We start from the raw sequence: 12,670 nt of genomic DNA, 5'->3' as shown, positions 1-12,670 counted from the left end.
CCGGCGCTCACAACTGGAGGGCCTTCAGCCTGATCATCAGGTTCCTGCCCGCACCGCTTATCCCCGATGAGAACACCCGGTAATTGCGGTCCAGTATATTTTCCAGGGTAACCTGCACCTGCAAATGCCGGCCAATGGTGCAGGCTACTGAAGCATTGAAGATACTCCAGGAGGGCATTCCTGCCGCAGTGGCATAGGGCAGGTTATCTTCACCGGAAGGATTATAATCCTTTAGTTTTTTCCAGCCATTATACAATAAAGCACACTCGCTTTCAACAAAACGCCAGGTATAGGTAATGCCTGTTTTACCAAAGACAGGAGGAATATGGTCCATGGGCACCTGCTGACCGTCGCTGCCTTTATAACGTCCATAGGTATAAGCAGCATGACTGTACAGGCTGAAATGGCTGACCGGCCTGAGCGTGACAGATCCTTGCAAACCATAAATGAATGCCCGCGCTTTATTTTGATTGGCCACCACAGGGGTGATCCGGCCATCGTATTCAATGGATGAAGCGCCATTCAGGTGAAAATTATCCAGCACAATAGCATCCCTGAAAAACGTATAAAAAGCATTCGCTTCCAAGGTTACCCACTCATCAAATTGCCGCTCCAGGTTCAGGTTGAACTGATAGGTCTTCTCAGGTTGCAGATCAGCATTGGGTACCACCAGTTGTATCCCTCCTGCCGATTCGAATACCTTGGCCAGGTCGTCAATATTGGGCGCACGGAAACCGGTGGAGAAATTAAAAGATAATTTCGTTACAGGATCAGGGAGGTAAATAATGCCTGCATTCAGGCTATAGGTAAAATTCCTTTGCGAGGCATCGGTAAATGGCAAATGCAGCAGGGAAGGATCGGCAATATGTGCGTTGAGTGCTACATAATTCACCCGTATGCCGTCATTCAGGATCAGTTTACCGGGAATGATCTTATACAAATGCTGCAGGTAGGCGCCTGCATAGCTCATATTGTTTTTCCCGTCGGGATAGCGGGTCTGTAAACCATAAGTCTTTTGACCGTTCGCAATATTATAATTGTAAGCGGTTGAGTTCAGGTAATTGAGCTGTCCGTCGGCCCCGGTGCTCAGCTCATGCCGCCCGGCGCTTTTACGCAGGTCGATATGAAAGGCCGCTACGTCGATATGTTCTATCCTGTTTTCCCGCAGGTCCTTGCGGTAAGCGCGCTGCATGCGGCTTTCTACAATGCGCTGGTAGCTCATGCCGGCCATTAACTGGTCAAAGAAACCAGGCAGTTGCCTGCGTTTGTAGGTATAGGCAGCCATCAGCCGGTCCTGGGGACCATAATACCATTCCGCCCACCTTAATTGGCCATTCCTGGTGTCCGTTAAGCGATCATAACGGGGAATATCACTGCTGGTGGAATACTGCAGGTTCAGTTCGTGCGATTGTGTTGCGCCGGGTTCCCATCGCAGCTTTTGCAAAAAGTCATATTGTTTGTAATTGCTGAACTTTTGGATGTTAACATTTTTATTCGCTACAATGGAATCCATTCCGTTAATGCGGGCAATGTACGCTGTTCTTTTGCCAAAGTCGCCATAGAAAGGATTGCGGTCAGCTCCTTGCCGGAGGTCGCCAAAACTACTGTAGCTGACAGAAGTAAGAGAAGCAAACTTTTTCCATCCCAGGTTTACATCTACATGACCGGAAAATTCAGCAAAGGCGCTGCTGTACCGGGTACTGGCATTGGTTTGCGCCCGGAACCCTTCCCGGGAAAGCCGGGGCTGCCGGGTTTGAAAATGAATAACGCCCCCCAGGGCATCAGAACCGTAAATAGTGGAGGAAGGACCATATAAGATCTCCGTTCTTTCCAGGATATCATCATCGATCGTGATCGCATTTTGCAAATGCCCCGTGCGGTAGATGGCATTATTCATACGCACACCATCTACCACCAGCAATATCCTGCTTGCTTCAAAACCATTGATCACCGGACTTCCCCCGCCCAACTGGCTGCGCTGTACAAATATCTTTCCGGTTTGCTCCAGCAGGCCTGCTGTATTGTTCGACAGCGAAGAAGCTATTTCACGACTGCTGATAACAGTTACCTTTTGTGCTACATGCCTGCTTTTTTCTGCAAATTTATTGGCGCTCACCACCACTTCTGTAAGAGACTGTGCCGAATCTGTAACGGGTTCCTGCCCCCGGGCAGGGATAACAATAGCTGAAATGAATATAATGAGTACTATTGATCTCATAAGAAAAAGTTGAAATAAAAATGCATTTGCAAAAGCGGATACAGGCTTTAATCATATTAATGGATTGAACGTATGTGTGCTTTGAGCAGCACACATACGTTCAATTCCGATGTCTGCACGAAGCCCGTTTATTCCTTCATCAGTTTGGTGGAATAAACTGTGCCCTTTTCATCTCTTACCACAAGGATATACTGGCCACTGGCCATATTGCTCAGGTTGATCTGTACCGTGCTCTTCGCAGCAGCCACGGGTTGTTTTTTAACCAGCCTGCCCTGCAGGTCAAATACTTCCAGGTTAACCCGGCTGCCCTGCAAAGCAGGTAGCTTTACAGTCACCATGCCTTTTGTGGGAACGGGATACGATAAGAGATCATCTCCCTTCACGGTCCTCAAAACAATAGGTATGGAAGGAGCAGCGGCACCGCATCCGGCAAAGGACAGTTCGGCTACAGAAGTCCATGGGTTATTATTTACTTCGGAACTGGCAGTAAGCCGGACATACCGTGCCTGGATGGCCCCGAAGCTCACCGTTTGTGTGGTGGTGCTGTTGGGCCATGTGCCTTCGGCTACTGTGAACCATGCCTGCCCCAATACGCTTACTTCTATTTTGTAATTCTTGATCCGCCCATTCGTACTGTTCTGCCGTGGTACATACGTAACCGTAGTAAGCTGGTTGGTGGCGCCCAGGTCGATCGTGATATAATGCGGCATGGGAGCCGTTGAATTGTACCATTGGGTATGCCAGAAAGTGCTGTTGTTGCCATCTATCGCGTTGGTGGCCGGTGCTGTTTCGCCGGTAGTCTCCTGGCTGTCGAACCCGTTTACACTATAATTACTGCGTGGAATGCCGGTAGTGGTACAGGAAGCAGGAACGGCACAACCAAAGAAGGTTAATTCCGCTATGGTGGTAAATGCCTGGCCGCTTAACTCGGAAGTAGCTGTCAGCTTCACATACCGGGCATGTGCAGGCCTGCTTAATATTACATCCTGCGCGGTAGCAGTATTGGTAAAATTGCCGGATGCTACCAGCGTCCAGGTGCTTCCATCAATGCTGGTATGCACCTGGTAGGCATTGATCCGCCCATTGGTGCTGTTCTGGCGGGGCACATACCGCAATTTGGTCACGTTGTACGTAGCGCCGAGATTAATGGCAATATAATGCGGCAGCGGTGCTGTTGAACCACTCCATTGGGTATGCCAAAAGGTATTTACATCTCCGTCGATAGCATGGGTGGCAGGGGCCGTTTCACCGGCGGTCTCTTCACTGTCAAACTGGTACACACTGTATTGTGTGCGGGGAATAGCTGCATGGCAGGGCTCCTGCGACTCACTCACAGAAATATTTACAGGCACAGAGGCAGTGCTGGCGCTCCCGTTATCAATGGCAACGGCGGTAATGTTATAGGAGCCGGTGCCTACAGCGTTCCAGGCAAAGGAAAAAGGAGTGGTGGTGCTTTCACCAATTTTAGCGCCGCCATTCCAGTATTCCACTTTGGTAACACTGCCATCGGCATCCGTAGCATTCACCGTAAAATTAATATTGGCCGGCGCTACAAAATTGCTGTTATTGACAGGTGCTGTAATAGTTACAGAAGACGGCTGATTGCCCGACCCGTCATTGTTAACAGGGATCTCCCATACGCCGCGGCCATAAAAAGATACCCGCAATAAACTGTTGTTCGAAGTCGTATTGAACAACCGCAAATTGGTGATATTGGCTATAGCAGGAAGCCCTGCTGAAATATTCTGCCAGGCGCCATTGGTGCTGTTACGGTATTGTACACTTTTGGCTGTAGCAATATAAATGCTTTCATTGGTGCTGAATTTATCATGCTGCAGGTCAATAATGTTCACACTGGCTAAGGTTCCGCTCACATCTGTCCAGGTTACTGCCTTGTTGGAAGAACGGTATACCTTAGCCCCCGCTGTTGCGTAGACTACACTGGTATTGCTATTGATCACCACCAGGTTGCCAAAGGTAGCTGCGCTGTTGGGAACCGTGGAGACCTGTGCAAAGGTTGGACTGGCCGCTGTAGCATTACTGGAATAATACACTTTGGCATCACTGGTCAGCACATATACTTCATTGGTATTGTCGGGAGCAATGGTAATGGCTTTGATGTTGGCCGTGAAAGTAGTAAGGCTGCTCCAGGTGGGGGAAGCATTCAGCAGGTTGGAACTGCGTTTGAGGGAAGTGCCCTGACCCACAAAGGCAAGATTGGTATTTTGAGCGGTTACCGAATAAACATCATTGTTATTCGGAGTCGTCAACCCAATGCCTGTGGAACCATTGTTGAGCACCAGGTCGCGCCGTGTGGCATTCTCAACATAATACGCCACATTGGTATTGGCATAATCAAATTCATATTTGGATCCCCAGTCGCCGCCGCGGTTACAATACCAGGTAGTGCCATTATAATACAGCTCACCGTTGTCCTGTGTGCCAATACCGATAATGCTACGGGAAAGCTTGCTGGTCCCCATATGATAAATTTCTGTGGCGCTTAATCCATTGGCGGAAGGAGACCAGCTTACACCGCCGTCGGTACTTAAAAAGATCCCGCCGTCATTGGCATTGAATAAACGGTTATTGTTGTACGGCGAAGTAACAATATGATGCATATCGGTATGGCATTTCTCCCACCAGTTGGTCAGCTTCGTCCAGTTCACACCGCCATCCGTGCTTTTCCAGTTGCAATGTGCGCCAACATATAGGATATCGGCATTTGCCCGGTCAGCAAAAATGGTAAAATTGTAATTGCCCTGTCCGCCGGAGCCGGCGTCATAACCAGTCAGGTTGGGCGTAACATCGCCTTTCTGTAAAGTAAAATTCAACCCGCCGTCTGTCGACCGGTAAATGATCCCTCCTGCGGAATTATTGGAACCAATAAAACCAACATACACCACGTTGGTATTAGCGGCCGATACAGCAATACGTCCGCCATTGCCGGCTGCCGGGGCTACACTGCTGATCTGGGTCCAGGTTTCCCCGTTATCGGCCGAACGCCAGAAAGTAGCATTATCTACTGCATACAGGATGGCAGAAGATCCGGGTTTATAGATCATGTCTTTAAAAGCACCCCCGCTTTTTTTAACTGTCCACGACACACCGGCATTGGTCGATTTCCAGATGCCATCGGTAGTAGCAGCGATCAGCGTATTTTGATCGGTAGGGCTCATCAGTATTTCCAGCGCCATCCTGTTCCCCATACCGGAGTTGGAAGCAGCCCAGGTAGTGCCGCCATCGGTACTTTTCCAGATCCCATATCCATTGCCATAATAATTGGGATCACCACTGGAGAGGTACAGGATATTATCATTGGTGTAGTCGATACAAACCGAAGCACAACTGCCTTGCGGTATTTCTGTATCGCTGCCTGTCCGCTGCCAGTTGGCGCCGGCATCATTGCTGATCCATAATCCGCCGGAAGCGCTCACCGCATACATCCTGTTGGCATCAGTAGCATGGAACTTGAGCTGGCATACACGGCCAATGCCATGTATCTGCCCGGAAATATTGGTGGGGAAAGCGATCGGGCCTACTTCCGACCAGCTTTGCGCATGCATGGTATGGTGAAAGACAAGCAGGCATATAGTAAGTATAAGAGGATAAAGCTTCATAGATAAAAGTTTTCAGTCATTAATGGATAGGTTATTACTGCCCTTTGGAGCGGCGCTGCCGTTCCTTTTTTTCCTGCTCAAATAATTGCAGCCTTTCTTCTGTGGAAAGGATACGGCCATTGGGCTGAACATAAGGCAATACCTGCTGTTGCCAGTACAGGAACTTCTTGTATTCAAAAGCATACTCTTTGGCCTCTCTTTCGGTTTTCCGGATGGTGACAATCTTTTGCTGATTGTAATTGCTGAATACCTCTTTTTCTTCTACGGGTTTGGTCTTGCCTTTCCAGTATGTTTCAAATGCTTTCACAGCCTCAAAATAATTGACATTCGGATCATCCATCATTTTGATCCAGTGGGGATGTTTGCCGTAGTCTGGCTGCTGAGCCTGCCCGTGCAGGGAAAATGAAAAGCATAGCAGCAGGATCACTGCTGCAAGGAATGATTGATTGCTCATGAATAAATGGTTTAATGAATAATAATATAGTAAAGTAGAGAAGAAATGCGATGCTATACAATAGTACGAGTTGGATATTTATCTTTTCATCAGCTTTGCCACCTCTTCGTTACCATTGTTCCTTATTTTAACTACGTATCCTCCTGACCGTAAGCCAGATATATTCAGGGACGTTTTATTCTTATTAAATCTTTTTGATACAACAACACGTCCGTTCATATCGTACATCCGGACATCCGTATTTCCTGTATAACCAGTCAGACTAATGTAGAATACATCCTTGGCAGGATTGGGGAATAGTTCAACTGTTTTCTTTACTTCGGTTTCGACGCCTGTCAAGGTCGACGTAACTGGTGAGGATGGAATATATAGGCACCCAACCACACCTATTTCAGCGGCAGACGCCCATATATTGTTATTAACTTCCGTTAAAGCCCTGAACCGGATATACTTTCCCGCCTTCGCGGCAAAACTCACCACCTTTTCCGTGGCACTATTGGCAAATGTGCCGGTATACACCGGTGTTCCCCAACTGGAAGTATTGGCAGCAACATATATTTCATAATTCGCCACCCGCCCATTTACATTGCCATCCTGCCTTGGCAGGTATTTTAATTGACTAATGGTAAAGGTATCGCCCAGGTTTATTTGTAATTCATGTGGGTAGCCCGGAGGCGAACCCCCACTCCACCTGGTATGCCATATACTGCCTGATCCTCCATCGATAGCATTGGCCGGAGGATCAGTAGATTCATAGCTGTCTGCATATTCAATCGTCCAGTTGGTTTTAGGAAGGTCTGTGGGATTGCTGCAATTACTGAATTGACCACAGTTTACCTTAATAAAGCCGGTCAGCGTTTGCGTGCTGGAGCCATATTGGTCTGTTACTGTAAGGGTAACGTCATAATTGCCTGGCGCAGCATTGGCATAAGATACCAGGGGTCGCTCACTGGTGGAAGTGGAAGGAGTACCGCCAGGAAAACTCCAGCTATACGTTGTTTGTGCATCATTGTGCAATACTGAATAATCAGCGAATTGGACCTGCGCATTTTGGAGCGCAGGGCAAAAGCTAAGCTTATTGGCACTGATATTGGCTTTGGGCGGAGTGATGGCTGCCAAAGCATTTTCCCAGATACCCCGTTGTGTGCCGATCCTGATTTTCCCCAATGCGTAGTTGATATGCATAAAGCTCACCTGGGTGGCGGGCAGACTGGTGCCAAACTGCTCCCAGGCAGTCATGCCATTTTTACGATAATATACACCGTACGTGGTGCCTGCATAAATACCATCATCGCTTCCGCGCTGGTAGATCATGGAAGTAATGGCATAAGCGGGCAACCCTGTTGAATAATCCTCCCAGGTAGCGCCACCGTCGGTTGAGCGAATAATCTTTACCGTATTCTGATGTCCTTTTACAGAAACCCAAAGATGGTTAGGGTTCTTATCACTTACTGCCAGTCGCCATAATGCATAAGAGCTTATCAGCGAAGCAGGAGGCGAAACCTCTGTCCAGGTAGCGCCTGCATCAGCAGATTTCCAGACCTTGTTCGGCTCTACTACTGCATAGATATAATGGTTATTGGCATAACTCTGCTTTACGGCTACCGCATTTTTCTGCTCGGCAGCGAATGATTTAATGATCGTCCAGCTATCAGCGTTGTTGGTGGTCTTGGCTATCCGGTAACTTTTGTTACGGTCCCCATAGTCGCTGGCATAGATCGTATAATAATGATGCGCGTCAAATTCAACATTGTCCAGGGTGATGTATCCCAGCTCAATGCCGAGTGGATTGATAATATGCCCTGTATTGGCCGTTGTATTTCTCTTTACCCGGTCATGCCCCCAGGGATGGGTATACAGGTATTGGTCATCTATCGGATTCACATTGGCCGCCATCGCATCAGCGCCATTAATGCGCACCCAGCCACTATAAGCCGCATCATCCCGCATATTGATCGCATTATGATTCAGACCCACCGCCATGATATCCTTTTTAAAGGCCTGGCCAAAGCCCCACAATTCCTGCACGGCCATACCATCCGATACATCTTTCACCACCGTATTCCCCCCATCACCCGAATGGTAAACACCGCCATCATTGGTGTTCCATATATCACTGCCCTGGATGGCCATACCGTGGTGATCGCCATGCACGCCTCTGTGACCAGGGCAGGCCTGGTAGTTGTCATATTGGGAACCTGTGATGGTGGTTCCGCTGAGGTCATAATGCCAGGTAGCGCCGCCGTCGTTACTTACTTTGATCTTATTGGCGGCACAGGCCAGCAAGTTTTCATTGGTAGCCGAAACAGCAAAAGCAAAATTCCAGGTCAGTTGTGCAAGGTGACAGGTTTCATAAAGAAAATCATTGCTGCCATTGGAATAGACCAACGGCTGGGAAGCTGTACCGCAACAGGTTTTGGTAAATGAGACGCCGGCATTGGAAGATTTAAAGAAACTGATCTTATCGTTGGTGTCCCCACCATTATACCCTGTGGCAATATATACGACGTTCGGATTGGCCGGCGTTACTGCCAATCGTGCCCGGTGGGCGGCTACAGCAGCATCTGCAGGATAACCGTTATTGATCTTTGTAAAATTCACTCCGCCATCGGTCGACCGCCAAAAATTGATCCATTGCCCGCCGGCATCTACCCGCATAATATACACTGTTTTGGCATCGTTGGGTTTAACCTTCATATCCCATATAGTAGTGCCGGAAGGAAAGGTTTGCTGTGTGCTCCAGGTGGCGCCACCGTTCGTTGTTCTTTTAAGATAGCACAGGCCATTTTCTTTGATAGTAGCATATACTGTGTCAGTGGTATGACTGGTAACACCCAGCCATACCAGTTCGCCCAACGTGTTGGGATAATTGGCCGCGTTATTCAGGCCTGTATAGCTCCAGTTTTCCCCACCATCGGTCGATTTGATAACACCCATGTCCGTGCCGGCATACACGGTAGCAGGGAAATTTTTAACATAGGCAATATCATTTACCCATTTTACATGGGGCGTGCCCTGACTTACAGTTCGCCAGGTGACGCCTTCATCGGTGGTTTTCCATATAGCCGCCAGCGTACCGCCCGCCAACACCCTGTTCGTATTACCGGGATCAATGGCAATCGAACGCACCACTCCTACCCCATCGTTGCCCCCGGCCTGGTTGGTTTTCCATTTGGTAAACAATTGGGTCCATGGCCCTCCAATTGCTGCAACACTAAAGTCAGTTTGCCTGGCCCCGGGGAAATTCAACGTTGGCAACACATAACCATTGGCATCTACATTGATCATGTTCTGCTGCAAAAACCGCATGTAGGCATTGGTTTCATAACTGCGTTTATAAGTGTGGGCCGCAAAGTAACCAGCATACAGGCTGCGCAGGCGGTAAATATTCGGGTTCCCGGATACCAGCTCTTTATACCAGGCCGAACGCAAATGCGCCACTTCGGAGATAGCCTCTTCTTCCCCTTCCTCCTCCTTTTTCACTTCATTTTTCGAAAAAAGATCATTGCCTATAGAAAGACGTGTAATATAAAATCCTCCGGCAACAGATAATAAAAAAATTAAGATTGCTTTGACGGGCATAGCCTTCTTTTTCATATCATAAGTTTAATGCGTAATAAATCTGTTGAACGCCTGAACAGATCAATAATTATCTTCCGCTACTGTTTCAAGATCAGTGATCTTTTCTCCCATGGCGTGGAAGCTCATGTCACCAAGTGCTATCCAGGTAGTGTTGTTAAAGCTGGCTTCAATGTTTATGCGGAAAAATTTAGCAGAATAATTTTTGTCAAACGCCAGCAGCCTTTCTTCTGTAACCGGTGTAGTGACCGACAAGCCGGCTTGTGAGGTCCATTGTTTTGTCCAGGTAAGCCCGTCCTCACTTGTTTCTACAGAAAACTGTGTCGGCCTGCCGCTTTGGGTATTATTATTTCTGAAATAATATTTAATAGCGCCCAATTTGGCAGCTTCGGCAAAACTGATCTTTACCCAATGGGGTAAGGGGGCAACATTGGCCGACCAGGCAGTATGCCAATAGGTAAGCCTGTCGCCGTCAACGAGGTTTTGCTTATACCCCTCAGATGTTTCCTGCGTGTAGGTTTCAATCATAGGGTCTGTTACAGTGAGTTTGGTCAACTGGTCCTGGAGATAAGCAACAGCCACCGGGCGGCGCACAGGCCTTATAGGGCCTACTGCCAGCACTTTACCGCCCGCATGACTACCGCTGATGGCATTGAAAGCCTGCACCTCAAATGAATATTCATATTTATTCAGCAAGCCATCAATCAATACAGAGTCGGTAAACCGGCTTACTTTCACCGTCCTTGTTTCATCGTTCCGCTGGTATCGCACTTCCACATAGAGAAAATTGCTGTCTGCCGGTTTGTTCCATTTTAATAAAACACCGCCAACCCTTGGCTCGCCGGTAAGGTTTGAGAGGTCGGAAGGAGTTGCAGGGCCTGCTTCTTCTTTGGTACAGGCAAAAAATAAACCTGCAAGCATGATATATAATAGCTTTTTCATGAGTCGTTAATTTGGTGATGATCAATAGCCGGGATTTTGGTCCAGGTTGCCGCTTTTATTTATTTCATCAATAGGAATGGGCATCAGGTAAAAGGCAGGAGAACGGAAGCTGCGGGGAAACACAATATCTGTCACCTTAAAGAAGTCAGCATCGGTTGTTCCCTGTACATTCATTCCTTTTGCTTTTACACCCAGGTAAGATTCAGCGATCATCCATCGGCGCAGGTCCCAGAACCGGTGATTTTCCAGGTAAAACTCTATTGTGCGCTCCTGTCTTACAATGGACCTTAACGTAGCCTGGTCATTGGCCCCGCCAATCGCATTCCAGGCTGCATCAACGGCAGGAATACCTGCTCTCGTACGGACTTTATCAATGTAAGTCTTTGCTGTAGTCAGGTCAGCTCCGTATTCAATCAATGCTTCCGCATAATTAAGGTACAGTTCTGCCAGCCGTACTACCGGCCAGGGATAGTTTTGCGTAACGCTTAAGGAAGTCTGAACAGATAAGGGATGAACACCTTTCTTATTCAGGTAGCCGGTGGGTGAATAATCATTGCTCCTTCCCTGGATACCATGTGCATCATTTTTCCGGAACATCATTTTCACAAATTTGCTGGAGCCGCGGATGATCTCGTAATTGCTGTTATGGTAAGCGATCCAGGCGTTGAATCGGGGCTCCCGGTTCAGGTTAAGGCTCAGCGTATTGCCAAGTGGCCCTGATACGACACTATATCTCCCGCCATAATCATAGGTTGGGTCCTTGTCTATCGGCAAACCGTTTTTAGTGTAAAAGGATTCAAGCATGGTTAATGTCGGGGCAACGCCATTATAAGAGGTACCGGCAATAAAGGGAGTTGATTTATTCTGAAAATCATACACACCCTCTCTTCGTGTGTCTGCAAAAATTACTTCATTGGAATTTTTGTCTACAAAAGTGAAACGAAGGTCCTTTTCAATGGGGTCTGTTGGATAATCAGCACCTACTGCCGTGTTGTAATGGTACAATTGATGCCCGTTTGCTTCTGCCAGGTTGATAGCTTCCAATGCAGCGTCGGCGGCTTTTTTCCATTTTTCCTTATCATAAGTACTGCTGATCAGTTGTTGCCCGTCTGATGCCCGCTTGAAATTGCCGTAAAAACTGGACATGTTTCCACCTCCCCCATTAAACAGGGGCGATGCGGCATACAACAGCATGCGCGCCTTGATCGACTTGGCGGCAATACTGGTAGCCCTTCCGTATTCGGAACTGGTCACCCGTTTGGGTGGCAGGCCTGTGGCCGCTTCATCAAGTATATCACCAATAAATTGCACACACTCGTCATAGGTGGAACGGGCAGGATATTCCGATGCCGGCATTTCAATATCGGCTACACCTTTTTGAATAATGATAGGGCCATACATGCGCACCAGCAGAAAATGATAATACCCGATCAGGAACTTCGCTTCTGCCTTATAAAGGGCTTTGTCTTCCTCAGCCAGGCCGGGCGTTTTATCCACATTGGCGATCAGGATATAACACTGCCTGATCCCTTTATACAAAGTACTCCAATAAGAAATGACTGTATTCGAGGCCGTAAACGTGCCTTTGGGGAATTGGGCAAATGTTTCATGCTCAAAAGCCGTTACCACTTCATCGGTGGTCATCAGGTCGATGGAGTTAACACTTGCCCTTGGATTTGGCAAAGGCGCATAACAGGAATACAAAAAGTTTTCCGCTGCGTATATATCTTTGAACGCATCTTCTTCCGTTGGTCTTTCATCCGGAACAATATCCAGGTATTTTTTACACCCGCTTGTTATGACTCCGGCAACCAACAACAAGAGGACAATATTTTTTAGTTTCATACTATTTAAATT

General features: G+C 47.8%; 6 protein-coding genes. All 6 read right to left on the bottom strand.

Annotated elements, in window-relative coordinates:
- Positions 1 to 7: 7 nt before the first annotated feature.
- Positions 8 to 2,218, bottom strand: coding sequence for a TonB-dependent receptor plug domain-containing protein (locus HB364_RS15255; protein WP_167289086.1), 2,211 nt, complete (start codon positions 2,216 to 2,218; stop codon positions 8 to 10).
- Between the two features lie 128 nt (positions 2,219 to 2,346).
- A complete protein-coding gene (locus tag HB364_RS15250; protein WP_167289084.1) occupies positions 2,347 to 5,838 on the bottom strand; it encodes a discoidin domain-containing protein in 3,492 nt (1,163 codons plus the stop codon).
- Between the two features lie 34 nt (positions 5,839 to 5,872).
- The gene (locus HB364_RS15245) at positions 5,873 to 6,292 is read right to left on the bottom strand and encodes a hypothetical protein (RefSeq protein ID WP_167289082.1); all 420 of its coding nucleotides are present in this window, start codon (positions 6,290 to 6,292) and stop codon (positions 5,873 to 5,875) included.
- Between the two features lie 78 nt (positions 6,293 to 6,370).
- The gene (locus tag HB364_RS15240) at positions 6,371 to 9,889 is read right to left on the bottom strand and encodes a discoidin domain-containing protein (protein WP_167289080.1); all 3,519 of its coding nucleotides are present in this window, start codon (positions 9,887 to 9,889) and stop codon (positions 6,371 to 6,373) included.
- 45 nt (positions 9,890 to 9,934) lie between these two features.
- A complete protein-coding gene (locus HB364_RS15235) occupies positions 9,935 to 10,813 on the bottom strand; it encodes a discoidin domain-containing protein (protein WP_167289078.1) in 879 nt (292 codons plus the stop codon).
- 21 nt (positions 10,814 to 10,834) lie between these two features.
- Positions 10,835 to 12,658, bottom strand: a complete 1,824-nt coding sequence (locus HB364_RS15230) for a RagB/SusD family nutrient uptake outer membrane protein (RefSeq protein ID WP_167289076.1) — start codon at positions 12,656 to 12,658, stop codon at positions 10,835 to 10,837.
- Positions 12,659 to 12,670 lie beyond the last annotated feature (12 nt).

The sequence above is a fragment of the Paraflavitalea devenefica genome (assembly GCF_011759375.1).
Lineage (GTDB): Bacteria > Bacteroidota > Bacteroidia > Chitinophagales > Chitinophagaceae > Paraflavitalea > Paraflavitalea devenefica.
Note: the sequence above shows the minus strand (reverse complement) of the source record. Positions and strands in the feature narration are given on the sequence as shown.

What these genes read in the sequence shown, in the direction of transcription:
- HB364_RS15230 (WP_167289076.1), bottom strand. Translation starts at nt 12,658, where the DNA reads ATGAAACTAAAAAATATTGTCCTCTTGTTGTTGGTTGCCGGAGTCATA.
- HB364_RS15240 (WP_167289080.1), bottom strand. Translation starts at nt 9,889, where the DNA reads ATGAAAAAGAAGGCTATGCCCGTCAAAGCAATCTTAATTTTTTTATTA.
- HB364_RS15235 (WP_167289078.1), bottom strand. Translation starts at nt 10,813, where the DNA reads ATGAAAAAGCTATTATATATCATGCTTGCAGGTTTATTTTTTGCCTGT.
- HB364_RS15250 (WP_167289084.1), bottom strand. Translation starts at nt 5,838, where the DNA reads ATGAAGCTTTATCCTCTTATACTTACTATATGCCTGCTTGTCTTTCAC.
- HB364_RS15255 (WP_167289086.1), bottom strand. Translation starts at nt 2,218, where the DNA reads ATGAGATCAATAGTACTCATTATATTCATTTCAGCTATTGTTATCCCT.
- HB364_RS15245 (WP_167289082.1), bottom strand. Translation starts at nt 6,292, where the DNA reads ATGAGCAATCAATCATTCCTTGCAGCAGTGATCCTGCTGCTATGCTTT.